Raw genomic sequence first — 24,307 nt, 5'->3', positions numbered from 1 at the left:
GGCTGATGGATGGGTTTTTTGAGCGGAACGAAGCGTACCGGAACGCTCCGGCTGCCGGGCGCTGTCCTGGCAATCGCCCTCGCCTCCGTGCTCGCCGCCTGCCAGTCGACCGCTCCCGCCCGGCCGAAGGCGGCCGTCGCCGGTCCGACGGTGCCTGCGCCGCCCGAGGCGACGCAGCCGGCCGTGCCCGCCGTTTCGGCCGATATGGCGACCTTCTCCTTCGACCAGATCAAGGGCGTTCCGACCAACAAGCAGGATGAGCTGGCCAGGGCGATCGCCAAGCACGCCCAGGCGCGCAACCTGCGCCTCGTCCGCCGCACCGACCCCTCGGCCACCTATCACGTCTGGGGCTATCTGTCGGCCGTCGGCGGCGACGTCGGCACCAACGTCACCTACGTCTGGGACATCATCGACCAGAGCGGCAATCGCGTGCTGCGTTTCTCCGGCATCGAGATTGCCGGCGCAGCCGGTAACGACCCGTGGAACAGCGTCGACGGAACGGCGCTCGACACCGTGGCCGCCCGCACCGTCGAGGACGTCTACGCCTGGATCAACCGTCTGCCGCGCCCGGCGACTGCCGGCGCTCCGACCGCCAAGGCAAGCGCCACCGAGACCATCCCGCTGGCCGGCACGCTCTGACTCGTTCGTAAGTCGGCGCAAAACACCGGGAGCATGGCAGCATTTGCGAGATCGCGTGTTTACGCGTCCCCGCCGCACTGCTAAAAGGCGCGCAAATCTGAGCCAGCCAGCCGGTCGCCGTCCTCGTGAAGGGCGGCGTGGTCTTTTCGCGAGGTCGACGTTCATGAAACTTGTCGCTGGAAACTCCAACCCGAAGCTAGCCGATCAGGTCTCCGATTATCTGGAGAAGCCGCTCACCAAAACCTCCGTCCGCCGCTTCGCCGACCAGGAGATTTTCGTCGAGATCCTCGAGAACGTGCGCGGCGAGGACGTCTTCGTCCTCCAGTCGACCAGCTACCCGGCCAACGACAACCTGATGGAGCTGCTGATCATCACCGATGCGCTCCGCCGCTCCTCGGCCAAGCGCATCACCGCCGTGCTGCCCTACTTCGGCTACGCCCGGCAGGATCGTCGCTCGCAGGGCCGCACGCCGATCTCGGCCAAGCTGGTCGCCAACCTGATCACCAACGCCGGCGTCGACCGCGTTCTCACCCTCGACCTGCATGCCGGCCAGATCCAGGGCTTCTTCGACATCCCCACCGACAACCTGTTCGCCGCGCCGGTGTTCGTGCGCGACATCAAGGAGCGCTACGCCACCGACAACGTGGTGATCGTGTCGCCGGACGTCGGCGGTGTGGTGCGCGCCCGCGCGCTGGCCAAGCGCATCGACGCTCCGCTCGCCATCGTCGACAAGCGTCGCGAGCGGCCCGGCGAGTCCGAGGTGATGAACATCATCGGCGCCGTCGGCGGTCGCGACTGCATCCTCGTCGACGACATCGTCGATTCCGGCGGCACGCTGTGCAACGCCGCCGAAGCGCTGCTCGCCCAGGGCGCCAAGTCGGTCACCGCCTATGCCACGCACGGCGTGCTGACGGGCGGCGCCATCGCTCGCATCACCGCTTCGAAGCTGAAGGAAATGGTGTTCACCAACTCCATCCAGCCGACCGAAGACTTCGAGAACAGCCCCAAGCTGCGCTGGATCTCCATCGCCCCGCTGATCGGCGAGGCCATCTCGCGCACCGCCGCCGAGCAGTCGGTGTCGAGCCTGTTCATTTAGTTGGCGGGCTCCCGGTTTGGGCGCCCGATATCCATCCTGCGCTTCTTCCGGCCCGAGGTCCTGCGCTTGCGCGCAGGATGAAGGCTATGTTTTTGTTTTATACCCCGACTCCGTAGAATCCCGGCAAATAGCTGGGAAGGCTTGCGGAATAGGTTCCGATGGATTCTGATTGCGGGATGATCAGAGGCCAATTCCTGACCGCTTCAGAACGCCAGCATTTGCTATCGCTGGTTCGTCGTCCCTCTGGCCAACATGGTCCAGCGCGGCGGGCGCATGCGATCCTTCTTTTGGATGACGGGCTCGCCGTGCCGGAGGTGGCGCGGGTGCTTTATGTTGACGACGACACTGTTTACCAGTGGCATCAACGCTGGACTTCGGGCGGTGTTGGGCGTCTGACGGATTTCGGCTGGAAAGGCAGCCTGCCGCGTCTTTCGGCGCCGCAGGAAATAGACTTGGTGAAAGCGCTGATGGCGCGCGTGTTCATCAGCACGTCCGAGATCATTGCCCTTGTCGAGAAACGGTTTTCCATCGCCTACAGCCGGTCCGGGATGATCAAGCTGCTCGCTCGTCTCGGGTTCGAATACAAGAAGCCGAAGGCGCTGCCACGCTTGCCGACAGTGCAAGCGCAACAAGCGTTCGTGGCCGAGTATTCCCGCCTCCTCAGCCGATTGGGGGCCAATGACCAGGTGGTTTTCCTTGATGCGGTTCATCCGGAATACCAGAGTCGTCCGGCTCATGGCTGGATCAAGAAAGGCGATCCGGTTGCCATCTTGCGGACGGCCGGTCGCCAGCGACTGAACCTGCATGGCGCCATCAATCTGGAAAGCGGCCTCTGCCAGATTGTCGAAGGAGAAACCGTCAACGCAGAGACGACCATTCGCCTGTTTTCGCGCCTGCTCTCCGCCTATCCGGGGGCGGGGAAAATCCATGTGTTCCTCGACAATGCCAAATACCACCACGCCAAGGAGGTTGAGGCATGGATGGTCGAGCACGGACAAAGGCTTGATCTCAGATTCCTGCCACCCTACGCGCCCAATCTCAACGCGATCGAGCGATTATGGCGCGTCATGCACACATCGGTCACCCACAACAAGTACTACGAAAGATTCGCCGATTTCGTAGATGCGGTGAACGTGTTCTTCCGGAAAACTTTACCAAGCCAATGGCTCAAGTTGAGAGACTTTATATCCGATGACTTCCATATCATCGATCCGAGAAAATTCCGGGTTTTGATGTAGGCCGGGTATAATTATATAATTCTGCCATCCTGCGCGCAGGCGCAGGACCTCGGGCAGCATCCAGCCTCCGAGCTTTCCACGCCTCTCTACGCGCTCACCCCTTCAGCCGGGCCAGCATCTCGAAGCAGGCGCGGGCGTTGTGATAGGGGCACTTCCACGGACCGGCGAGGCAGGCGTCGGCGTCCTCTGCCGCCGTGTAGGGCCGTCCGTCCGGCGTCAGCTTGGCGTGCCATTCGCCATGCGTGCGATCGGCCACGCGATCGCGGATGAAGGCCCAGACGTCGCGCACCGCATCGTGGAAGGCCAGGTTGCCCGTCATCTCCCAGGCGTTCTGGAAACCGACCAGCGCCTCGGCCTGCGGCCACCAGTGCTTGTCGCCGTCGATCAGTCGACCGTCGCCGTGCGCCTCGTAATGCAGGCTGCCGTCGCGGTCGCGCCCCTCGGCCAGCGTTCGCTCTGCCATCAGCACGGCGGCCTGTCTGGCGCGGGTGAGAAGCGCCTCGTCGCCCAGCACCTCGGCCGCCTCGACGAGGAGCCAACTGCCCTCGATGTCGTGGCCGTAGGAAACATGATCGTTCAGCGAGCGCCAGTCCATGTCGAAGAACAGCCTGAAGTGCCCGGTGCGGCTGTCGACGATGCGGTCGAGCGTGATGGCGATCAGCTCGGACTGCCGCGCCACCAGCGCCGGATCGCGCCAGATCCTCAGGAGGTTGGTGTAGGCCTCCATGATGTGGAGATGCGTGTTCATCGACTTCGGGCTGTTGAGGTCCTTCTCCGACAGGCGCATGTCGGACAGCGGCCCCCAGGCGCGATCCAGCGCCTCGATGTAGCCGCCGCGCTCGCGGTCGGCGGCGTGCTTCTCGATCAGCCGGAACAGATCGATCGCCAGCCCCAGGGCTTCGCGGTTGCCGGTGGCCCGGGCATATTCGGAGAAGGCGTAGATGGCGAAGGCCTGGGCATAGATCTGCTTACGGTCGGACAGCGGTCGCCCCTCGGCATCGACCAGCCAGTAGAGGCCGCCGTGCTCTCCGTCCATGAAGCGGGTGCGGAGATCGTCGAACGCCCAGTCGGCGGTGGCGCCATAGTTCGCGCCGAGCACGCGCGTCGCCGTGGCGAAGGTCCAGAGGATGCGGGCATTAACCACGGCGGCGCGCGGCGCCTCCTTGTCGACGACGCCGTTGCAATCGGCGGCGCCGAAGAAGCCGCCCTTCGGGTCGCGCATGCGGCTCTGCCAGAAAGGAAGGATGTTCTCCGTGAGCTCGCGAAGGATCTCCTCCCGCATGCTCTTACCATCCGTCGCCATCGCTCAGCTCCTGTCATGCCGCACGTGGAAATGCCGGCCCCGCCCTTCCTAAACGTTTTCATCGGCTTTGCCAGACCGGAGTGACCCGAGGGCGCGTCAGTCGAGCGAGCTACTTCGCGACGCGCGACGGAGAGGCCACCGACCGGCCGAGCGCCTTGCCCAGATCGGCCTGGAACATGGCATAGTTCTTCTTGGCGAGCTTGTAGCTGGCGGCCGAACTGCTGAGCGTGATGAGAAAGTGCATTTTCGAGCCGGCCGGCACGTGGGCGGACAGAAAGCCGCTATGAAAGAAGTCGGCCTCGAAGCCTTCAACGGGCATTGGCCGCCAATGCGTCGGCCGCCCTTTCTTGTCGATGGCGTCCGGGTACTCGCAGGTGTCGTAGGCGCCGGCATTCCTGCAGGTGATCGGCAGCCGAGGCTCTTTCTGTTTTGCCCGAATCTCGGCCTTGGTCGGCGCCGGGAGGTCATGGAAGTGAAAGCTGACGATCGAGCCTTCGCCGCAGATCTTCGGCGCTGCGCAATAGAAGAAGACGGTGCCGGTATCGCGCGTCCTCGTCACCCAGCCCGGGAACTTGTCCGAGGGCACGAGTGGCGCTTCCTCGGCGAGAACGGGGCAGGCAAGGGTCGCCAGACCGACAAGCGCGAAGGCTGCAGTGACTATCTTCATATTGGTCCTGCTGGAAAGAAAACACTCGAAACGGGAGATATATAACCGGAGGTAGAGGCCGGAATCCAGCCTCGTCCTTGGTTGGATCCGGAGTTCGGGGTGGGTGGCGCCAGATGCCCGACGATGGCAAGATGCCTCGGAAAATCCCGCGTTCCCTTGCCTTCCCCGGCCGTTTCCGCTATAGCGCCCGCATCCGCGCCGACCCCCCTGGAGGGAGCGCCGGATCGGCATCGGCCGCGTGGCCGCAGCCGCCAGTAATCCGAATTAGAAAGCACGAGAAAATGGCTCAGACCTACGAGCTCGTCGCCTCGCCGCGTGACCGGGTGGGAAAGGGGTCCGCCCGCGCCCTGCGCCGTGAGGGCAAGACGCCCGCCGTCGTTTATGGCGACAAGCAGCCGCCGCTGTCGATCGCGGTCGACACCAAGGAAACCTTCCTGAAGCTGCACGCCGGTGGCTTCCTGACGCACATCGTCACCCTCAAGGTCGATGGCAAGGAAATCAAGGCCCTGCCGCGCGACTACCAGCTCGACCCGGTGACCGACACCCTGGTCCACGTCGACTTCATCCGCGTGTCCGAGAACACCAAGGTGACCGTCAACGTCCCGGTGCACTTCGTCGGCCAGGACAAGTCGACCGGCCTCAAGCGCGGTGGCGTTCTGAACATCACCGCCCACGAAGTGGCGCTGCTGGTTTCCGCCAACAACATTCCTGAGCACCTGACCGTCGATATCGGCGCGCTCAACATCGGCGACTCCGTGCACATCTCCGCCGTGACGCTGCCGGAAGGCGCGACGCTGGTCGATCATGACGACTTCTCTGTCGCCGCGATCGTCGGTTCGGCCGCCGGTACCTCGGAAGAGACTGCTGCGCCGGCTGAAGCCGAAGCTGCTGCTCCGGCGCCCAAGGCCTGATCATCCGGTCTTGCGACTCATGTTCGGGGTTCCGGTCGGAAGATCGGAACCCCTGATCTTTTGAGGAGAGGCGCGTGCTCATTCTCGTCGGTCTCGGCAACCCCGGCGCCAAATATGCGTCCAACCGCCACAACATCGGCTTCATGGCGGCCGACGTCATTCACACGCGCCACCGCTTTCCCGCCTGGCGGAAGAACTTCCAGGCCGAGGTGTCGGAAGGCACCATCGACGGCGAGCGCGTGCTCCTGATGAAGCCGCAGACCTACATGAACGAGAGCGGCCGCTCGGTGGGCGATGCCGTGCGCTTTCTGAAACTCGCTCCGTCCGACGTGGTCGTCATCCACGACGAGCTCGATCTGCCGCCCGGCAAGCTCCGGATGAAGGTCGGCGGCGGCCACGGCGGCCACAACGGCCTCCGGTCCATCACCTCGCAGATCACCGACGGCTACCGCCGCATGCGGCTCGGCATCGGCCATCCCGGCGACAAGGCCCTGGTCCACGCCCACGTGCTGTCCGACTTCGCCAAGGCCGACCGCGACTGGCTGGTGCGCCTGCTCGACGCCATCGCCGACAACGCCGGCGAGTTGGTGAAGGGCGCCGACTCCACCTTTGCCAACCGCGTCCACGCCATCACCGAGCCGAAACCGGAGCGCAAGCCGAAGCCCGAAGCCGCCGCCGACAAGCCGGCGCCGGCCGGCGAACCGGCTCCGGAAAAGCCGCCGGAGAAGAACGCCATGGCAGCCATCCTCAAGAGCCTGCTCGCCCAGAGGACCCGGCGCTGACGACCAGCCTCGATCCATTCCCGACAATTTGCTTGACGGCCGACGGGGCGCTTCCCTAACACCACGGCCAGCAACGCTCCAGACGAAAGCCTGATCACCATGGGTTTCAAGTGCGGCATCGTCGGCCTGCCCAACGTCGGCAAGTCCACGCTCTTCAACGCGCTCACCAAGACCGCGGCCGCCCAGGCGGCCAACTACCCCTTCTGCACCATCGAGCCGAACACCGGCGAGGTGGCCGTGCCCGACCCGCGCCTCACGGTGCTGGCCGAGAAGGGCAAGTCGGCGCAGATCGTGCCGACCCGCATCACCTTCGTCGACATCGCCGGCCTGGTGCGCGGCGCCTCCAAGGGCGAAGGCCTCGGCAACCAGTTCCTCGGCAACATCCGCGAGGTCGATGCCATCGTCCACGTGCTGCGTTGCTTCGAGGACAACGACATCACCCACGTCGAAGGCCGCATCGATCCCGTGAGCGACGCCGAGACGGTGGAAACCGAGCTGATGCTGTCCGACCTCGACAGCCTGGAGCGTCGCGTGGTGCCGCTCAGGAAGCGTGCCCAGGGTGGCGACAAGGACATCAAGGAGCAGGTCGAGCTGATGGATCTGGCGCTTGAAGCGCTGCGCGACGGCCGCCCGGCCCGCACCGCCTCGATCCCCAAGGGCTCCGAAGCCGCCTTCGCCGGCCTCAACCTCCTGACCTCCAAGCCCGTTCTCTACGTCTGCAATGTCGAGGAAGCGGCGGCGGCCACCGGCAACAGCCAGACGGCGCGCGTCTTCGAGATGGCCGAGAATCTGGGCGCCAAGGCGGTGGTCATTTCCGCCGCCATCGAGGCGGAGGTGGCCCAGCTCGACGATGCCGAGCAGAAGGAGTTCCTGGAAACGCTCGGCCTCGAAGAGCCCGGTCTCGACCGGCTGATCCGTGCCGGCTACGAACTGCTCGGCCTGATCACCTATTTCACCGTCGGTCCGAAAGAGACCCGCGCCTGGACGATCGTGAAGGGCACCAAGGCGCCCCAGGCGGCCGGCGTCATTCACACCGATTTCGAGCGCGGCTTCATTCGCGCCCAGACCATCGCCTACGAGGACTACATCGCCTATGGCGAGGCGAAGGCCAAGGAACTCGGCAAGGCCCGCGACGAAGGCAAGGAATATGTCGTCGCCGATGGCGACGTCATGCTGTTCAAGTTCAACACCTGACGCCATCCCGACTTCGCCACATTTTTGACGCCGCCGTGGAACTTTCATGGCGGCGTTGACGTTTCTGGTTTGCGTTTCCTTTTTGCGTTTCCGGCAGGAACACCGCGTTTACCAATCGTTTACTGCGATGAACGGCAGATGAACGGCAGGTTCGGCGCTCGTTCAAGCCGGCGGCAATAAGGTGACATCATGGCGCAGAAGGGGCTGCGCCAAACGAGAACGGCAGCACGCCATGGCCCGCAAGACCAAACTCCTGAGCTGGATCGCCGCCGCGCTGGTGGCGCTGACCACCGTGGTCGCCGCCCGTAGCCTGCCCGACAGGATGTGGCGGAGCGAGCTTTCCGTGACGGTGGAGATTTCGGGCACCGCCGGTGCCGGCGTCGCGACGAGCTGGCAGGCGCCCTGAGGCCCGTCACAGGGGGCCCGTTTCACAAGTCCACATAACAAAACGGCGGACATGCCCGGCATGCCCGCCCGAAGTGTTTCCGGAGCGATGAGGGAAGGAAACGGTGCCGACCGTTCGGCTCAGCCGGCGTGGTAGGAGCGGCGGGCCGCCACTTCGTCGAGCGCGTCCTGCTCGGCCGCGTCCTGGGCCGTCTTTTCGCGCATCTGATCGCGCTCTTCCAGAAGCTCGATCTTCTTCATTTCCTCGACCGCCTCGCTGAGCGCCGCCTGCGCCGCTTCGAGCTGTCCCCTGAGATCGTTGGCCGACCCCATGAGATTGTCGCGACGGCCCATCGCCGCCTTGGCGAAGGTCGGATAGGCGAAGTGGGTGATGTCGGTGATGCCGCTGCGCTTCTGCTCAGCCAGAATCTGCTCGTCGAGCTCGGTAGCCATGCGCTCGAACTCGGCGATCATCATCTCGATCTGCATCACCTGCCGACGCTTCTCGTCGACCTGAAACCGCTTGAGTCGGATGAGACTGTTGCGAGATTTCATTTCAAATTACTCCCCGGAATGCTCGTATCGTAAACCGACAGTGCTTTCCAAAAGGTGAGCAAGATCGCGATAGCCATCGTAACGACGGGTGCATTCACCCTTTCCCTGCGTCAGGAAGGCTTCGAGCGGGGCGGAAACGTCGATCGACTGGTCCACATCCGGGTTGCTTCCGCGCCGATAGGCGCCGAGGCGGATCAGTTCCTCCATGTCGGCGAAGGTGGCCATCAGCCGCTTGGCATCGCGGATCATCGGCCGAATCTCCGGTTCGACGCAGCCGGGCATGGTGCGCGATACCGTTTTCAGCACATTGACCGCCGGATAGCGGCCGCGCTCGGCGATGGCGCGCTCCATGACGATATGGCCGTCGAGAATGCCGCGCACGGCATCGGCCACCGGCTCGTTATGATTGTCGCCGTCGACCAGAACGGTGAACAGGCCCGTGATGGTGCCGCCCCCCACCGGGCCGGGACCGGCGCGTTCCAGCAGGCGCGGCAGCTCGGCGAACACCGTCGGCGTATATCCTTTGGACGTAGGCGGCTCGCCGGCCGACAGGCCGATCTCGCGCTGGGCCATGGCAAAGCGCGTCACCGAGTCCATCAGGCAGAGCACGTCCTGCCCCTGGTCGCGGAAGTATTCGGCGACGGTCAGCGTCAGGTAGGCGGCCTGCCGCCGCATCAGCGCCGTCTCGTCGGAGGTGGCGACCACCACCACCGAACGGGCGAGACCGTCCTCGCCGAGGTCGTCCTCGATGAATTCCTGCACCTCGCGGCCGCGCTCGCCGACCAGACCGATCACCGACACGTCGCAGGCGGTGTAGCGGGCCAGCATGGACAGCAGCACCGACTTGCCGACGCCCGAGCCGGCGAAGATGCCCATGCGCTGGCCGCGGCAGCAGGTGGCAAAGGTATTGAGGACACGGACGCCGAGATCGATCGGCTCGCCCACCCTCGCCCGCTCGGCCGCCTGGGGCGGCGAGGCCCTGAGCGGCATTTCGCTCGGCCCCATGGGCAGCGGCCCCTTGCCGTCGATCGGCTCGCCGAAGGCGTTGATCACCCGGCCGAGCCAGCCCTCCGACGGCCGGACCGAGGCCGACGAGGTGGCGATGGTCGCCTTGGCGCCGAGCCGCACGCCCTCCATCGAGGCGAACGGCAGGCACAGCGCCTTGCCGTTGTTGAAGCCGACCACCTCGACCGGCACCTGGGCGCCACCGAAGCCGCTGACCGACAGGCGGGCGCCGACGCTCATCTCCTGCACCGGTCCGGCCACCTCGACCAGCATGCCCTGCACGCTGGCAACGCGCCCGTAGATCTCCAACGGGCGAAGAGCGGCGATTTCGGCGGCGAGACGGTCCAGCGTCATCGGCGTGTTCCGGGCAAAAGGTTTCCGAATTGATTCGGTTCGACAGGGGGAGTGTAACGCTTCGTTAACGTCCGGCGTTAATACTTTGCTTAGAGTGCGATGAGGACCGGCGTGGGGCGACCGGGGTGTGGACAAGGAATCTTCGTGGAGTCGGCAGAATCGCTTAGGCAAATTTCTTAATTTGTCGCATGAGGACAACCGAAGCCAATTTATCGTTGATTCTGAATGACCTGCCCGGACTTTTGGCGGATTGGCGTCAAAACGCTTGCGGCCGAGAATCATTGTTTGTTAACCATTCGGTACTAGCCTTGGCCCCGATAGCCCATGTCCGGCGGAAGACCGGACACGCTTCCGACAGAAGGTCGGGCCCGAGGCCCTAGAAAAAGGGGATAACGGAATGCGAGTTTTGCTGATCGAGGACGACAGCGCGACCGCACAAAGCATCGAATTGATGCTGAAGTCCGAGAGCTTCAATGTCTACACGACGGATCTTGGCGAGGAAGGCATCGACCTCGGCAAGCTCTATGACTACGATATCATCCTGCTGGATCTCAACCTGCCGGACATGTCGGGTTATGAAGTGCTTCGGACGCTGCGCGTGTCGAAGGTCAAGACGCCTATCCTCATTCTGTCCGGTTTGGGCAACATCGAGGACAAGGTGCGCGGTCTCGGCTTCGGCGCCGACGACTACATGACCAAGCCGTTCCACAAGGACGAGCTGATCGCCCGCATTCATGCGATCGTTCGCCGGTCCAAGGGTCATGCCCAGTCGGTCATCGTCACGGGCGACCTAGTGGTCAACCTCGACACCAAGACCGTCGAGGTCAATGGCAACCGCGTGCATCTGACCGGCAAGGAATACCAGATGCTGGAGCTGCTTTCCCTGCGCAAGGGAACGACGCTCACCAAGGAGATGTTCCTCAACCATCTCTACGGCGGCATGGACGAGCCGGAACTGAAGATCATCGACGTGTTCATCTGCAAGCTGCGCAAGAAGCTGGCGAATGCCACCGATGGCCGCAACTACATCGAGACCGTCTGGGGCCGTGGCTACGTGCTGCGCGAGCCGGACGAGATCCAGGAAGCGGTCTGAACGATCGAACCCAGCGAGCTGCGGCGCGTTTCCCCTTTTCGCGCCGCGCTCGGCTTCGCCCCGGCCTCGCCGGGGTTTTTTGTTGCCCGGATGGGCGATTGACGCCCGCCATCCTTGGCGGAGGCCGCCCGACGCCTCGTTCAGTCGAACGCCAGCTCGCAGAGGCGACCGATGCATCCTTGCCAGCCCAGCGCATGTTCGTCGCGCACGGCGACATCGGCGAAGCGCTCGTGATGGATGCGCACCTCGGTTCCCTCGGGATGATCGACGAAGGACACGTGAACGAGCGACGGCTCGGTCGTGCGCGTGCTGAGCTTCCAGGTGTAGCTGAGCGCGGTGGGCACATCGACGCGGGTGAACACGCCGCTGATCCAGATCGTCTCGCCGTCGGGCCCCAGATTGGCCAGCCGGTAGGTGCCGCCGACCCGGAGGTCGATCTCGGCATGCGGGCAGGTATAGGGCGGCGGGCCCCACCACTGCTTCACCAGATTGGGTAAGGTCCAGGCGGCGAACACGCGGTCCCGCCCGGCCTTGACGACGCGGGACGTGAAGAGTTCCGTTGCCTTCATTCCTCGTCCGCCTGTCCTTCGACGAAGCCGGCCAATCCGTCCAGCTGGCTCGTCCAGTAGTGCCGATAGTGCTCGATCCACTGGCTGGCTTCGGACAGGGCGAACGGCGTCAACGCACAGCTCTGCGTGCCGCCATCCTGACGCCGTTCCAGCAGCCCGGCCTTCTCCAGCACGAAAAGATGCTTGGAGATGGCGTTGACGGACATGTCGTAGGGGCGGGCCAGCTCGTTGACCCGGGCGGGACACCGGGCCAGATCGGCGATCAGCTGCCGCCGCGTCCGGTTGGACAAGGCGTGAAACACCGCGTCGAGGCGCTCTTCCGTCGAAATCATGGAAACCCGTCAACCAAATGGTTGACGTCCTTTCTGAGACAGGCTAGAGATTACATGTCAACCGATCGGTTGACAGATAGCAGCTATCGATCTCGCGATCAACAAAGGCGGCCCAAGCCGGCCATGCCTTTTCCGCTTTCCGGAGACCTCGCCCCTCGGGCGAACGCGCCTTACCGGAAACCGGCTGATCATCCAGTCAACATAGGGGACGTCCTCGGACGGCCGATGCCGTAACGCGCGCATCGGGTCGCCGCATGTCCCGACCAGGGGAACAGACATGATACTGAACGGCAAACGCATCGTCATCATGGGTGGCAGCGGCGCCATCGGAACGGCAATGGCCAAGGCCTTCGCGGCGGAGGGCGCCAAGGTCTATCTCGGCGCGCGCGGCGCACACAGGCTGGCCGTCACCGCCGAGGCCGTACGGTCGGCCGGCGGCACTGCCGAGGTGTTCTCCGTCGACTGCCTCGACGAGGGCGCCACCCGGCGCGCCGTGGAGGCGCTCGTCGAGCGCATCGGCGAGATCGACGTCGCCATCAACGCCACCAGCTTCATGCACGATCAGGGCAGCTTCATCGACGACCTCGACCTCGACACCTTCATGAGCCCGGTCGACAACTTCCTGCGCTCGCTGTTCAACAGCACCAAGGCCGTCGTGCCCCACATGGGCAAGTCGCGGCAGGGCGTCATCCTCACGCTGTCCACACCGGCGGGACGTTCGGCGCCTCCGGGCCATCTCGGCTACAGCGTCACCTGCGCCGGCGTCGAGGCCTTCTCGCGCGTGCTGGCGGCCGAACTCGGACCGCGCAACATCCGCGTCGTCTGCCTTGGCCCGCATGCCATCTCGGACGCGCCGGCCGCCGGATCCTACACGCGGGAGCTCTTTCAGCCGAAGGCGGCGGCCATGGGGCTTTCCGTCGACCAGTGGCTGGCCGGCGGCGCGCAGACCACCTTCCTGGGGCGGCTGCCGACGCTCGACGACGTCGCGGAGACCGCCGCGTTCCTGGTGTCCGACAAGGCCCGCTCGATGACGGCCGCCTACGTCAACCTGACGGCCGGCATGATCCCGGAATAGACGCCGCGAGGGCTCCGGGCGCGACACCGCGCGGAGCCCTACTGAGGTGGACGGCCGGGCGGCTCGAACGAGAACACGGCGTTCGTCGACCGCTCGCGCCGGCCGATCGCCGAAAAGTCCGGCCCCGGATACTCGGCCAGAAGCCGCAAGCGGGAGCGGGGCAGGAAGTCGCGCCAGGGATCGCCGATCAGGACGCCGACATTCGACGCGAGGCACCTGTCGAGAAAGGCGGTGACCCGCACCGCAAGTTCGGGCTCGTAGTAGAGGTCGCCGACCAGGACGACGTCGACCTCCGGAACCGGACCCGCCGTCGGATCGGCGAGGAGCGGCAGGACGTCGACGGCGTTCGTCTCGGCGTTGAGCTCTATCGCCGCCATGGCATAGGGATCGATGTCGGCCGCCACGACGTCTCTCGCCCCCGCCCTGGCCGCGGCGATGCCGACGACGCCGGAACCGGCGCCCATGTCGAGCACGCGACGGCCGGCGACGATGTCGGGAGTGTCGAGGAGGTACCTTGCCAGCGCCAGGCCGCCACCCCAGGTGTGCGCCCAATAAGGCGGACCGAAAGCCTCGTCCCGCTTGGCAAGCCGCCACAACCCGCTCCGTGGACCAGCCGTGTGCAGACGGATCTCCGGCAGGGTCGGAACGGGCCCCACCGCAAAGTTATCCCGGATGAACCGGAGCAATCGGCCGTTCTGATCTGGATCTATGTCGCCCTCGCGGAATAAGGCACCGGCATCGCCCGCCCTCTCCGCATGGTCATCAAGCCGCAAATTTTGTCTAGAGTGATTTTAAGACCGAATATGCTTCGTTTGCCGGGAAAATCGTCCCGGCAACACCCCGTGCGACCCCACGTCCGTCGCCTGTTCTATTCGACGGATTTGAAACCCTTCGGCAGCGTCGTGCTGCTTTCGCCACCGGTCTCCGCCCGGATCCAGGCGGCGACGCCGCGCCCGGCGCCGGCCAGTGCCACCACTTCGATGGCCGGCTGCTGGAAGGGATGGTTGGCGACGATAGCCGTGAACAGCGACTCCACGAAATCCTCGCGCGTCTTCATGGTGAGGAGCACCTCGTTGTCCTCGCTGATCTCGCCCATCCAGCGATAGATGCTGCGCACGCCCGGCACGATGTTGGCGCAGGCGGCGAGGCGCCGGTCCACGACGAGTCGGGCGATGGCAAGCGCCGTTGCCTCGTCCGGACAGGTGACGCTGACGATACGCAGGTCGTCGACGGATTTCGACATGGCTTCTCCCGCAGCTTCCGGAGGTTGCCGGGGCCGGCGAGAATCGCGGCCGGCGCGGCACGTTTCCTTTTCAACGGCGCCATGCTAGATCATATCCTACGAAAGTGGACCCCCAATTGCGGCGGGCGCATCGTCCGTATGTCGCGTTTGGCAGGGGACGATGGCGGCCGGCCGAAGCGGTTGAACCGCTGGACGAGTGACGCGACGGACCTGATGCCGCATAACGGACGCCCTTCCTTCGAGCACCTTTCCTTCGTTGCCAGCGACACGCCAGAGGCCCAGGAAGCCAGGACCCGGCTTATCGCCGAATACGGCAACGTGGACGCCGAGGACGCCGACGCCATCGTGGCGCTCGGCGGCGACGGGCTGATGCTCCAGACGCTGCACCGCTTCATCAACTCCGACAAGCCGATCTACGGGCTCAACTGCGGTTCGGTCGGCTTCCTGATGAACGAGTTCCGCGTCGAGGGTCTCAGGGAGCGTCTGGTCGATTCGGTGGTCACCGCCCTGCACCCGCTCGCCATGGAGGCGAAGACGGTGTTCGGCGACACGCACCTCGCCCACGCCTTCAACGAAGTGTCGATGATGCGGCAGACGTATCAGGCGGCCAAGCTCAGGATCTCCATCGACGACACGGTGCGTCTCGAGGAGATGAGCTGCGACGGCGTGCTGGTGGCGACGCCGGCCGGCTCGACCGCCTACAATCTGTCCGCCCACGGCCCCATCCTGCCGATTCACGTGCCGCTTTTGGCGGTGACGCCGATCAGCGCCTTCCGTCCGCGCGGCTGGCGCGGCGCCGTCATTCCCGATCGCTGCTCGATCGTCATCGACGTGCTGGAACACCAGAAGCGGCCGGTCTCGGTTGCCGCCGATCATCAGGAGGTGCGCGACGTGCTGCGCGTCGCCGTCAAGGCCGACGTGCGCCAGCGCAGCCTCATCCTGTTCGACCGTAATCACGGCTGGGAAGAGCGCGTTCTGACGGAGCAATTCCGGACTTGAGATCCGTTACGTTTCCTTAAGCGAGGAAGACGACAATCGCCCCTCGCGGTTTCTCGCCGTGCAATCGACGGAATCAACGCCGATGTCCAAGCCTTCCGACGCTCCCGAATACATCGAGGCCAAGAACGACCTGCGCAAGAAGGTGCGGGAGATCCGTCGTCGCTCGCCGGCCGATGATCCGGTGAAGCGCGCCGAGGCGGCGTTGCAGATCCTGTCGACGCATTTCGACGACTGGATGCTCGACGAGGTCAAGACGATGTTCGCGACGCGCGACGCCTGGGCCGCCGCCGACTATCGCGAGGGCGAGGAGAAGCGCGCCTTCCATCGCGCCGTCCACGACATCAAGGGCCAGTCGACCACGCTCGGCTTTCCCCTGGCGACCCGTGTCGCCGGCAGCCTGTGCGCGCTGCTCGAACGCATCACCGAGCGCGCCCTGACGCCGGTCGATCTCGTCAACCAGCACGTCGACGCCATCCGCGCCATCGTCCGCGAGCGCGCCAAGGACGAGCAGAACCGCGTCGGCTCGGCACTGACGCAGACGCTCCTCGACGTGACCGAAGCCTATATCGCCCGCCACGGCCACATTGACGAGGAAGACGACGGCGTCATCATCCGCGATTTGTGAGCACCCGCCCGACGCGGTGCCGCGGCGGCCGCGACACCATGCCCGCGATCACCAGGACTTCAGCGCCCGCAACGTCGGCGTCTTCTTGAACATGTGCTCGTCCATCCGCGACAGCAGACCGTCGAGCACCTGAACGCCCAGGCAGACGGCCGGCCCCTTGTTCAGCATGACGCATTCGGCGCGGGCGGCCATCGCCGCGTCGGTCATTTCGGCGCGTGACGGCGTTCCGTCGCGAACCAGGCTTTCCAGCACCTGCGTGGCCCATATCACCGGCACGGCGGCGGCCTCGCACACCCACAGGATCTGTTCCTGCATCTCGGCCAGACGCTCGAATCCGATCTCGGCGGCCAGGTCGCCGCGCGCGATCATCACGCCCAGCGGCCGCCGTCCGCTGGCCCTGGCGATCAGGTCGGGCAGGTTGCGCACCGCCTCGGGCCGCTCGATCTTGGCCACCAGACCGAGCGAGCGACGCTCGGCCACGACCTTCGGCAGCAATCCCTCCAGAAGGTCGATGTCGTCGGGGTGGCTGACGAAGGAGTAGCCGATCATGTCGGCGCACTCGATCGCCGTCTCCAGGTCCCTGTGGTCCTTGCCGGTGAGCGGCGACAGGCCGAGCGCCGTGTCCGGCAGGTTGAGGCCCTTGTCGGGCTTGAGGCGCAAGCCGCCGGCCTTGACCCGCCGCACCCGGATCAACGCCTCGCCGCCGCCGCAGCTCTCGACGACGCCTTCGAGCTTGCTGTCGTTGTAGAGCACGCGGTCGCCGACCGTCAGGCGGTTGACCATCTCGGCCAGCGACACGCCCGCCGCGTAGGATGCATCGGCATCAAGGCGCGGCTCCCCCTCGGCGCATAGGCGGAAGGCATCTCCGATCCGCAGACGCGGCCGGCCGTCGGCCACGGCCACCGCTCCGGTGCGGATCTTGGGACCGGCAATGTCCATGAGAACGGAAATCCGCCGCCCGAGCGCTTCGCCGGCCGTCCGCGCGTTGGCTGCCATGGCCCGCCATGTGGCGGGATCGTCATGGGCGCAGTTTATCCGCGCCACGTCCATGCCGTAGCGGGCGAGATCGTCGACAAACGCCCGGTCCCCGGCGGCCTCGGTGGGCAGCGTCACCATGATCCGGCCCCGGCGATGGGGCGGCTCCGGCCCGAACAGGGTGTCGGTGGCCTGCACCAAGCGCGTCTCGCCGGCAAAGAACTCCGCCTCGTCGGTCATGGGGGCCGGCGGAGGGCGACCCGTGAGTGAGCCGAGCATCGCCAGCACGGCATCGATGGTCGGCAGGGTCCGGCTTTCCAGCCCGCCCAGCGACGACAGGCCGTGCCGCATCAGCCGGCGCTGCATGGCGCGCAGATCGTGGTGCCGCAGACAAAGGTAATGCGCGAGGTTGACGATCGCCGGAGAGGCGGCGGCACCGCCGAAGCGCTCGATGAGGCCCGACGCCTCATCGAGGACGGCCACCCGCAAGGCCAGGACGTCATCCATCAGCTTGTCGGCTTCACTCTGCCCCACGACGGACTTCGACCTACCCCGCATTGCCAGCGCCTTTCCTTCCAAACGACGTTACCGGGCCGGAGGCATCGACCGCCCCCAGCCCGCCAGAGCGCAGCCGGCCCGATGGAGCCGGGCCGATGCTCTCGGTGATGATTCAAAGGGCATCATCGTTCCGGGATCGGCTTTCGCCTGAAGGATGATGCTTCAGGCATATGTCGCCATTCCCTAGAGCTTTTGCCATAGTCAAATGTACGGCTCCGGCAGTCCTGCGGACAGGACATCGGCCCCGGCGTCATAGCCAGGGAGCCGGTGGCTCTCGGATGAACTGAAAAGGTCGGATCAGGCGGCCCGCCGGCCCTCGCGCCGGGCGGCCAGGATCTCGCGTGCGGCCGTGCGAGCACTTTCTGCGGCAAGCCGCCTCAGCATGGCGAGCATGTCGTCCACCTCGCCCGGCGCAAATTCCTGATAGCGGGTGAGGATGCGCTCGATCATGCGGCGGCCGAAGCGTGGCTTGTCGCCCTCGCGGCCGTCATAGTCCAGCTCGCGCCAGACCTCCAGCGCCGCGAGAAAGGCGGCGTGGCTGCGCTCCGGCAAGCCGGCCCGGGTGAACAGCGCCCGCAGCGCACCGACCCGGCCATCCATCAGCAGGGCGTAGACGCGGGGCGCCGGCAGGCCCGACAGCCGGGCGAGTGCCGCTTCGAGAAAACGGATGTGCCCCTCGCACATCGAGCGGATGAGCAGCGCGGTCGTCAACTGGCCCGACGACCGGAGATGTTCCACCAGCGCGGACAGTTCGGCTTCGTCGGCGGAGCCGGCGAGGAACACCGTGGCCTTGTCGCAGGCCTCGCGCAGCACCACGCCCGCCCGCTTGGGCGCGATCCAGGCGCGCCCAACCAGGAAGCGGCCGAGCTTCTCGCCAAGCGCCGAAATCAGGGATTGCCGCACGGCGAGCGGCAGGTCGCTGCGGGCGAACAGCGCCTCGCGGACGTCGCCATCGGTGCCCAGACGGTCGGCGATGGCGGCGAAGGCTTCGCCGTCGAGATCGGCGCCGGGGTTGGCGAGCATGGCGAGCACGGCCTCGCGGTCGCCCTCGGCGGCGATGGCGTCGGCCACCTCGAAGGAAATCCACGGCCGGCTGGCGATGGCCCTGGCGATCGACGGCGTGCCGAGCGCCACGGCCGCCGTGAGTTCGCTGTCGATCAGGCAGGGCGAACGGCGAAAGATCGGCTCGGCGACGGCCGGCAGATCCTGCGATAGCGCCACGATCAGGTGGCGCGGCGCCGTCTCGTGGATCGACAGCGCCTCGGCCAACGCCCGGCGGACGTCGGGCGACGGATCGTCGGCAATGATCGTCAGCGCCGCCTCGATCATGTCCCGCGCGTCGGGCGTGAGGTCGCCGTGGACGTAGCTCCTGACCAGCGCCGGCACCGCCGAGGCCCGAGCCGGAGCCGGTGCATTGTCCATCCAGTCGATGAGCCGAAACCGCCCCATGCCCCTGCCCCGTTGCACTCAAGCGCCGGCCTCACGCGCCAGCGATCATCTACAGGATGATCCCATGCCGACCCTTAAGGATTGGTTCACCATGATATTTGGCAATGGCGCCGTCACGTTACGCTGAGCGTCAGCGCCGCCAGCACCATGTAGCGCCCCAGCTTGGCGATGGTGACGAGGAGCAGAAAGATCGGAAGCGGTTCGCGCGCCAGACCGGCCACCACGGTCAGCGGATCGCCGACGACGGGCGCCCAGCTCAACAGCAGCGACCACTTGCCATAGCGCCGGTACCACCCCTGCGCCCGGTCGAGAGCGGAGGGCTTCACCGGAAACCACGGGCGATCCCGAAACCGCTCGATGCCCCGGCCGATCAGCCAGTTGACGACCGACCCGAGCACGTTCCCAAGTCCAGCCACCGCCACCAGAAGCCAGGCCGGCTGGCCGCCGGCGACAAGAAGCGCGACCAGCGCCGCCTCCGACTGCAACGGCAGGATGGTGGCGGCCATCAGCGCCGCCAGGAACAGCCCGGCATAGACGGCAAGGTCGATCATGCCGCCGCCTTCGAGAGAAAAGGCACGGTTCGAACGGTTGGGCGGCGAACGGTCAATGCGTCAGCTGTCGTGGAGGAAGGCGGCGAGATCCAGCGGTCCGCTCGCCTTGAAGCCGCGATCCAGGATCTGGCCCGGCCGGCTGGCCCTCAGCGCCGCGCTGGTGTCGGCCGCCTGGGCAGCGGCCGTGGAGAGGCCACCGGCATCGTCGGCGACGGCGGTGTGGAACAGGTTCGGCGACAGGCTGAAGCCCTGCCAGAAGGCGGCGGCGGCATTGGCGGTGGTGGTGCCGTCGCTGCGGTAGATCGCCGAAAAGGCGTCGGTCGGCTCGGTCGCCGTCCAGCCGGAACGGGGGGCGCTGTCCGTCGAGGTGAGCGCGGTCAGCGCCGATTCCGCCTCGGCGATGCGCCGCGACGCGCCGCCGCCGGTCTCGGCATCCGTATAGCCGAGTGCCGGGTCCCAGCGGGTGGAGACCGGCTCGTCCGGCCTGTCCAGCCGGGCGACGATATGGCCGGCATCGACGGCAACCGGCGACGAGCCGCCATGCTTGCCGGTCAGGTTGGCGTAGACCTCGGCGACGGTGCGTTCGCGCCCGCCGTCGTAGAAGATGGTCGGGTTGGATCTGGCGGCCTGCGGGAACAGGTCGGCGGCGCTCGACGTCGGCTCGCTGCCGGCGGCGCCGATCAGCGAGGAGGCGCCCTTGGCCCCGAGGAAGTGGGCGATGTAGAGCTCGCCCGCCGTCGCATCCCGGCCGATATCGTCGCGCAGCGACTGGGCGTTGCGGCGGGTGAAGGCGCCGGCCACCAGCGCCGAGACGTCCGGGTCCTCGCGCAGTGCCAGGATCTTCTCCCGCATGGCCGGGTCCGCCACCTGATAGCGGCCGCTGGCGGTCTTGGCGATCTGGGCGCTATACTGTCCGAGCCCCAGCGATGGCCCCTCTTCCTTCAGCGTCTGCAGCCAGGTGCCCTCGACGAACTGGAACAGGCCGGCGGCCGACGATGTCGAGGCCTTGGCGTCCGGTTGCAGCGAGGACTCCCGCTGAGCGGTGTCGAGGAGATACTGGAAGGATGTGCCGGTGGTGTCGCTTGCCGCGTCGAACGCCTGCTCGATGCGGCCCGAAATGCTTGTTGACGCGGTCGGCGGCGCCGTCGTCTTCTGCGCCGGCGTCCCGTAGACCCATTGGAAAACCGGATTCATGGGCGTTTCACCAGCAAGAGCCCTCCAGGAACTCCAGCAAATCGGAGGGCGAGGCTCTCCAGCCTCGTTTAGTCATTTGTTAATCATTCTCATCAAGAATGGTTAAGGATTGGTAAATGTCGTTCATCTTCCAGTTACTCAGCAGAAACATCAGAAAAGACTTGGTAAATCGGCCCGCTCTGCTGTGGCCGCTGATCGCCGACGGCGACGATGCGCCGGGCGTCACCTTCTCGGTTGCCACATCCGATCCCGACGCTGCCCGCGCCGCCGTCACCGCCGGCGCCCGGGCAATCCTCGTCCCGGTCGACGACGACTTCGCCCCGGCCGACCGGATGGCGGTGGCGCTGTCGGTCACCGAGGCGGAGCTCGGCCTCGCCGACGGCGCCGTGTCGCTGATCCTGGAAATCGCCGGCCCGGCGGCCGCGCTCCGGCTCGGCCGCGACAGGCCCACCTCGCGCCGGCTCGCCGCCATGGGCATCGATCTCGACGGTTTCGCCCTGGGCGCCCCCGGCGGCATCGACGCCCCGCGCTCCGTCGCTGCCGGCCTCGTGGCGCTCGCGGGTGCGGCCCTGCGCCTGCCGGTCTACCTCACCGGCGATGGCAGTCTATCGCCGGCCGGCAAGCCGGCCATCGCCGGCTTCACCCATCTGCTGGTCGATGGCGACGGCAAAGCCTGCTCTCCCGCATAGGGGGCGCGGTAGGCCTCGGCGGCCTGGTCGCTCGCCAGAGCCATCGACCTGACCCATTTCACCAGCATGGGGGACCGCAGGGAAGCGACAGGCTCCTCACCGACGGATCACCGCACCGGGGAGGTAATTGCTTTCGCGGCGGGCAAAATGGATCGCCGCCTCCTCGCTGACGAAGGTTCCGCCAACGAGATTGCGTTCGTCGCGAACCGTCCAGCGTCCCCGGCTATCGCACCGAACCAGGAAATGGTTGAGGCGAGCGGGCTCTTGCAGTCGAAGTGCACTGGCCATGATCAATGATCCGATTGTTCTGTTGCGGGCAAAAACGAGGGCGATCAGCGGCCCAGAGAGGTCAGGACGAACACCGCCGCGATGATGACGATGGTCATGGCCACCAACTGCAGAAACGACCACAGATCACCAGACGGCTTTCTCGTCCGGACGGTGGCCTTGGCCTGTCCTTCGGGACGCTGCTTCGCTGCGTCCGGTTTGCGCTGCTGAGCGTAGAGGAAATGACCATAGGGAGGCATCATTGGAACCCTTTCCGAGCATCTTATTTTCTTCGGTGGTCTTCGCCGGGACTATCCGCCGACGCCTCAAATCTACGAATCCTCGGATATGTTCTCCATTCTGGGTCGGGAGGAATGTCATAGTATTTTCATTCAGGTTCGCACGGCCGACATAAACGGCCGACTACGCTGCCGGGAGCCGGCAGTGGACAGTGCGCTCACGGGCGTCTGGCGAACCGCGGAGCTGTCGACGCTCGGCGTATCGGCAAGAGCGATGGTTTCGCGGATGGCTCGTGCCGTTGCGCTCTCCACGTCGACCAATGGAAGGCGCGGGTGGGGCGAGTAGCCGCGCAGGCAATGAAGCGCGAACTTGATCGGACCGGGATTGACCTCCAGATCGAGCGCCTGTTGCAATGGAAGAAGGTGCCTCTGAATGCGCCGCGCTTCCGCGAGGTCGCCACGACCTATTGCGTCGATCATCGCCACACTCAGCATTGGCGCAACGTTCGAGATGACGGAAATGGCGCCGTTGCCACCGACCGCCACGAAGCCCGACATGGACCGGTCGTGCCCGGACAGCTGGATAAAGCGATCGCCGAACCGATCCAAGGTGGCGCCCACCCGCGTCAGATCGCCGGTCGCATCCTTGATTCCGATGATGCCGGACCGCTCCGCCAGCCGCTCCAGAGTGTCGAGCTCGAGATCGACGGCCGTTCGGGCGGGGACGTTGTAGAGAATGATCGGGAGATCGACTGAGCGCGCGACGGCATCGAAATGCCGGAACAGGCCTTCCTGGGGCGGTCTGTTGTAGTACGGCGTCACCACTAGCGCCGCGTCGGCCCCAAGGCGGGCGGCCTCGTTGGTCAGCTCGATGGTACGCCGAGTATCGTTCACGCCCGATCCGGCAATCACCGGAACGCGCCCTCTGGCAACGTCGGCGCAGAGGCGGATCGCCTCCCTCCACTCCGAGTGCGACAGCGTCGGCGACTCCGCCGTGGTGCCGCAGGCAACGAGTCCCTGCACGCCTTGACCTATCTGCCAGTCCACGAGGTCTGCCAAGGCGTTGAGGTCGACGCCATCATCGCGAAATGGCGTGATGAGAGCCGTTATCACGCCTCCGAGCGAGATCCCTCCGTTGATGGGTGTCATGTTACTCGATCCTTCCGTTTCGCTGTCGCGTCTGCCGAAGTGCTGGAGAGCCCTCATGCGGCGCCCAGGATCGCCGAGCCGGGAGTTGCGGGGAGAAGGCGGGGGCCATTCTCCACCACTTTCGAGCCCTCGCCGGCGAGTTTGCACGGGCCAACGCCGTCAGCATCAGGAAGTTAGAAAGCCGAGCATTTGTTTTCGACGACCGTCGCCCTACACTCGGCATAGTTTTTCCATAAAAAAACCCGTCGAAGAGATATAAAAGTCTTTATACTGAAATATTTTATTTGACATGACATCGGAACAGGCGCCCTTTCGCCTCGAGGTTCCACGGATATGTTTCAGGAAGAACTGCAACGTCTTGCTAGACTTCTGGCGAAGAACCGCCAGAATGGAACGATTTCTGCCCTACCGCTCGACATGCTGCAAACCGAGGATGAGGCTCTGTCGGTCCAGGCAGACGCGATTTCGGCTTTTGCCGACGACGCGGTCGGGTACGCCATCGTCGGCGGTAGCCCTGCCGTCTGCCGCAGCCTTGGCATCGATGCGCCGATCTACGGCCCCATCCCCGCCGGCACCCGCTACATGGCGTCCGACCATCCGTTCCGGCTGCCCAGCGGGATCATCGGCGCTCAGTGCGACCTGGTCTTCACCATGGGTGCACCGCTCGGTGACGATCATCAGCCCGTAACGCGCAACATGTTCTGTGCTGCGGCACTGACCTGCCAGCCGGCAATCGTCCTCCTTGGCCGGCGCGGACATCTGTCGGACCAGCCCCGTCTCGCCGCCATCGCGGACTTCGCGCTGCATATCGCGACATTTGTCGGCAAACGCCGCGACATGCCCGACCCGCAGACCCTCGCCAGGCTGGCTATCCGCGCGTCGATTGACGGCAGAACGGTGCTCGACACGCAAGCGGATGGTCGGCCGGCCGACCCGGTCGCCTCGGCGGTCTGGCTTGTCAACGACCTGATCAAGCGGGATCGCCGACTCCGCGCCGGGGACATCGTCTCGACCGGCGCGCTGGCTCCGATACTGCTACAGGTTCTGCCAGGGCAGGAGCTGGAGGTCGAGGTCACCGATATCGGAAGGATCGCAACTCGCTTCGCCTGAGACCGGCCCTTCCCAAACGGACGCCGGTATCGCGCATCGGTGAGCCGAAGCCGGTCGCCGCA

Annotated in this window: 28 protein-coding genes; 13 read left to right on the top strand and 15 right to left on the bottom strand. The window is 65.6% G+C overall.

All coding sequences use genetic code 11. The features are described 5' to 3' along the window. Positions 1–9 precede the first annotated feature (9 nt). The 3 genes from QQZ18_RS19790 (at position 10) to QQZ18_RS19780 (ending at position 2,973) form a co-directional block, all read left to right on the top strand. Positions 10–639 (top strand): hypothetical protein, encoded by a 630-nt coding sequence (locus tag QQZ18_RS19790; RefSeq protein WP_284542687.1) that lies wholly within the window; start codon positions 10–12, stop codon positions 637–639. Positions 640–802: 163 nt separating this feature from the next. Continuing rightward, positions 803–1,735 carry a ribose-phosphate pyrophosphokinase gene (locus tag QQZ18_RS19785; RefSeq protein WP_284542686.1) on the top strand — a complete coding sequence of 311 codons (933 nt, stop codon included), beginning with the start codon at positions 803–805 and terminating at the stop codon, positions 1,733–1,735. Positions 1,736–1,893: 158 nt separating this feature from the next. Then, entirely contained in the window at positions 1,894–2,973 is a 1,080-nt protein-coding gene (locus QQZ18_RS19780; protein WP_284542685.1) for an IS630 family transposase, read from the top strand. 94 nt (positions 2,974–3,067) lie between these two features. Here QQZ18_RS19780 and QQZ18_RS19775 read toward each other — a convergent pair whose 3' ends face one another. Together QQZ18_RS19775 and QQZ18_RS19770 are read right to left on the bottom strand one after the other, a co-directional pair. Further along, on the bottom strand, positions 3,068–4,276 hold the full coding sequence (locus QQZ18_RS19775) for an AGE family epimerase/isomerase (RefSeq protein WP_284542684.1): 1,209 nt from the start codon (positions 4,274–4,276) through the stop codon (positions 3,068–3,070). Between the two features lie 109 nt (positions 4,277–4,385). Then, entirely contained in the window at positions 4,386–4,943 is a 558-nt protein-coding gene (locus QQZ18_RS19770) for a hypothetical protein (RefSeq protein WP_284542683.1), read from the bottom strand. A gap of 281 nt (positions 4,944–5,224) precedes the next feature. Here QQZ18_RS19770 and QQZ18_RS19765 point away from each other — a divergent pair, with 281 nt between their 5' ends. The 4 genes from QQZ18_RS19765 to QQZ18_RS19750 all read left to right on the top strand — a co-directional run bounded on the left by QQZ18_RS19765 (position 5,225) and on the right by QQZ18_RS19750 (position 8,236). Further along, positions 5,225–5,854, top strand: a complete 630-nt coding sequence (locus tag QQZ18_RS19765; protein ID WP_284542682.1) for a 50S ribosomal protein L25/general stress protein Ctc — start codon at positions 5,225–5,227, stop codon at positions 5,852–5,854. Positions 5,855–5,928: 74 nt separating this feature from the next. After that, positions 5,929–6,636: an aminoacyl-tRNA hydrolase gene (gene pth, locus QQZ18_RS19760; RefSeq protein ID WP_284542681.1), complete on the top strand. Its 708-nt coding sequence runs from the start codon at positions 5,929–5,931 to the stop codon at positions 6,634–6,636. Between the two features lie 99 nt (positions 6,637–6,735). Beyond that, entirely contained in the window at positions 6,736–7,830 is a 1,095-nt protein-coding gene (gene ychF, locus QQZ18_RS19755) for a redox-regulated ATPase YchF (RefSeq protein WP_284542680.1), read from the top strand. A gap of 232 nt (positions 7,831–8,062) precedes the next feature. Further along, on the top strand, positions 8,063–8,236 hold the full coding sequence (locus tag QQZ18_RS19750; RefSeq protein ID WP_284542679.1) for a hypothetical protein: 174 nt from the start codon (positions 8,063–8,065) through the stop codon (positions 8,234–8,236). A 119-nt stretch (positions 8,237–8,355) separates the two neighbouring features. Here the strand turns inward: QQZ18_RS19750 and fliJ are convergent, their stop codons facing one another. Continuing rightward, a complete protein-coding gene (gene fliJ / locus QQZ18_RS19745; protein ID WP_284542678.1) occupies positions 8,356–8,769 on the bottom strand; it encodes a flagellar export protein FliJ in 414 nt (137 codons plus the stop codon). Between the two features lie 6 nt (positions 8,770–8,775). Next, complete coding sequence (gene fliI, locus QQZ18_RS19740) at positions 8,776–10,122, bottom strand: flagellar protein export ATPase FliI (RefSeq protein ID WP_284542957.1); 1,347 nt, start codon at positions 10,120–10,122, stop codon at positions 8,776–8,778. Positions 10,123–10,525: 403 nt separating this feature from the next. On the opposite strand from fliI, the gene ctrA reads away from it, so the two are divergent. After that, positions 10,526–11,221 carry a response regulator transcription factor CtrA gene (ctrA, locus tag QQZ18_RS19735; protein WP_026792093.1) on the top strand — a complete coding sequence of 232 codons (696 nt, stop codon included), beginning with the start codon at positions 10,526–10,528 and terminating at the stop codon, positions 11,219–11,221. A 140-nt stretch (positions 11,222–11,361) separates the two neighbouring features. Here ctrA and QQZ18_RS19730 read toward each other — a convergent pair whose 3' ends face one another. Continuing rightward, complete coding sequence (locus QQZ18_RS19730) at positions 11,362–11,790, bottom strand: SRPBCC family protein (protein WP_284542677.1); 429 nt, start codon at positions 11,788–11,790, stop codon at positions 11,362–11,364. Continuing rightward, positions 11,787–12,122 carry an ArsR/SmtB family transcription factor gene (locus QQZ18_RS19725; protein WP_284542676.1) on the bottom strand — a complete coding sequence of 112 codons (336 nt, stop codon included), beginning with the start codon at positions 12,120–12,122 and terminating at the stop codon, positions 11,787–11,789. The genes QQZ18_RS19730 and QQZ18_RS19725 overlap by 4 nt, the downstream gene beginning before the upstream one ends. 277 nt (positions 12,123–12,399) lie before the next feature. Between QQZ18_RS19725 and QQZ18_RS19720 the strand changes: the two genes are divergently transcribed. Next, on the top strand, positions 12,400–13,197 hold the full coding sequence (locus QQZ18_RS19720) for an SDR family NAD(P)-dependent oxidoreductase (protein ID WP_284542675.1): 798 nt from the start codon (positions 12,400–12,402) through the stop codon (positions 13,195–13,197). A gap of 38 nt (positions 13,198–13,235) precedes the next feature. Here the strand turns inward: QQZ18_RS19720 and QQZ18_RS19715 are convergent, their stop codons facing one another. Next, entirely contained in the window at positions 13,236–13,853 is a 618-nt protein-coding gene (locus QQZ18_RS19715; protein WP_342398935.1) for a class I SAM-dependent methyltransferase, read from the bottom strand. A gap of 212 nt (positions 13,854–14,065) precedes the next feature. Then, a complete protein-coding gene (gene cutA / locus QQZ18_RS19710; protein ID WP_284542674.1) occupies positions 14,066–14,440 on the bottom strand; it encodes a divalent-cation tolerance protein CutA in 375 nt (124 codons plus the stop codon). A gap of 213 nt (positions 14,441–14,653) precedes the next feature. Between cutA and QQZ18_RS19705 the strand changes: the two genes are divergently transcribed. Beyond that, complete coding sequence (locus QQZ18_RS19705; protein WP_284542673.1) at positions 14,654–15,439, top strand: NAD kinase; 786 nt, start codon at positions 14,654–14,656, stop codon at positions 15,437–15,439. 82 nt (positions 15,440–15,521) lie between these two features. Further along, entirely contained in the window at positions 15,522–16,064 is a 543-nt protein-coding gene (locus QQZ18_RS19700) for an Hpt domain-containing protein (RefSeq protein ID WP_284542672.1), read from the top strand. Positions 16,065–16,112: 48 nt separating this feature from the next. On the opposite strand, the gene QQZ18_RS19695 is transcribed toward QQZ18_RS19700, so the two are convergent. From QQZ18_RS19695 to QQZ18_RS19680, 4 genes are all read right to left on the bottom strand, one after another. Continuing rightward, positions 16,113–17,546, bottom strand: a complete 1,434-nt coding sequence (locus tag QQZ18_RS19695; RefSeq protein WP_446728694.1) for a pyruvate kinase — start codon at positions 17,544–17,546, stop codon at positions 16,113–16,115. A 348-nt stretch (positions 17,547–17,894) separates the two neighbouring features. Further along, the gene (locus QQZ18_RS19690; protein WP_284542670.1) at positions 17,895–19,046 is read right to left on the bottom strand and encodes a DUF2336 domain-containing protein; all 1,152 of its coding nucleotides are present in this window, start codon (positions 19,044–19,046) and stop codon (positions 17,895–17,897) included. A gap of 113 nt (positions 19,047–19,159) precedes the next feature. After that, entirely contained in the window at positions 19,160–19,597 is a 438-nt protein-coding gene (locus tag QQZ18_RS19685; protein ID WP_284542669.1) for a YqaA family protein, read from the bottom strand. 60 nt (positions 19,598–19,657) lie between these two features. Next, the gene (locus QQZ18_RS19680; protein ID WP_284542668.1) at positions 19,658–20,791 is read right to left on the bottom strand and encodes a lytic transglycosylase domain-containing protein; all 1,134 of its coding nucleotides are present in this window, start codon (positions 20,789–20,791) and stop codon (positions 19,658–19,660) included. A gap of 161 nt (positions 20,792–20,952) precedes the next feature. On the opposite strand from QQZ18_RS19680, the gene QQZ18_RS19675 reads away from it, so the two are divergent. Then, positions 20,953–21,480, top strand: coding sequence for a hypothetical protein (locus QQZ18_RS19675; protein ID WP_284542667.1), 528 nt, complete (start codon positions 20,953–20,955; stop codon positions 21,478–21,480). A 96-nt stretch (positions 21,481–21,576) separates the two neighbouring features. Here QQZ18_RS19675 and QQZ18_RS19670 read toward each other — a convergent pair whose 3' ends face one another. The 3 genes from QQZ18_RS19670 to dapA all read right to left on the bottom strand — a co-directional run bounded on the left by QQZ18_RS19670 (position 21,577) and on the right by dapA (position 23,135). Then, complete coding sequence (locus QQZ18_RS19670; RefSeq protein ID WP_284542666.1) at positions 21,577–21,768, bottom strand: hypothetical protein; 192 nt, start codon at positions 21,766–21,768, stop codon at positions 21,577–21,579. Positions 21,769–21,812: 44 nt separating this feature from the next. After that, a complete protein-coding gene (locus QQZ18_RS19665) occupies positions 21,813–22,010 on the bottom strand; it encodes a hypothetical protein (protein WP_284542665.1) in 198 nt (65 codons plus the stop codon). Between the two features lie 129 nt (positions 22,011–22,139). Next, positions 22,140–23,135, bottom strand: coding sequence for a 4-hydroxy-tetrahydrodipicolinate synthase (gene dapA, locus QQZ18_RS19660; protein ID WP_284542664.1), 996 nt, complete (start codon positions 23,133–23,135; stop codon positions 22,140–22,142). A gap of 333 nt (positions 23,136–23,468) precedes the next feature. Here dapA and QQZ18_RS19655 point away from each other — a divergent pair, with 333 nt between their 5' ends. Then, positions 23,469–24,245: a 2-keto-4-pentenoate hydratase gene (locus QQZ18_RS19655; RefSeq protein WP_284542663.1), complete on the top strand. Its 777-nt coding sequence runs from the start codon at positions 23,469–23,471 to the stop codon at positions 24,243–24,245. Positions 24,246–24,307: the final 62 nt, after the last annotated feature.

It is taken from the genome of Pleomorphomonas sp. T1.2MG-36 (genome assembly GCF_950100655.1).
GTDB lineage: Bacteria > Pseudomonadota > Alphaproteobacteria > Rhizobiales > Pleomorphomonadaceae > Pleomorphomonas.
This window is presented reverse-complemented; position numbering and strand designations above follow the sequence as displayed.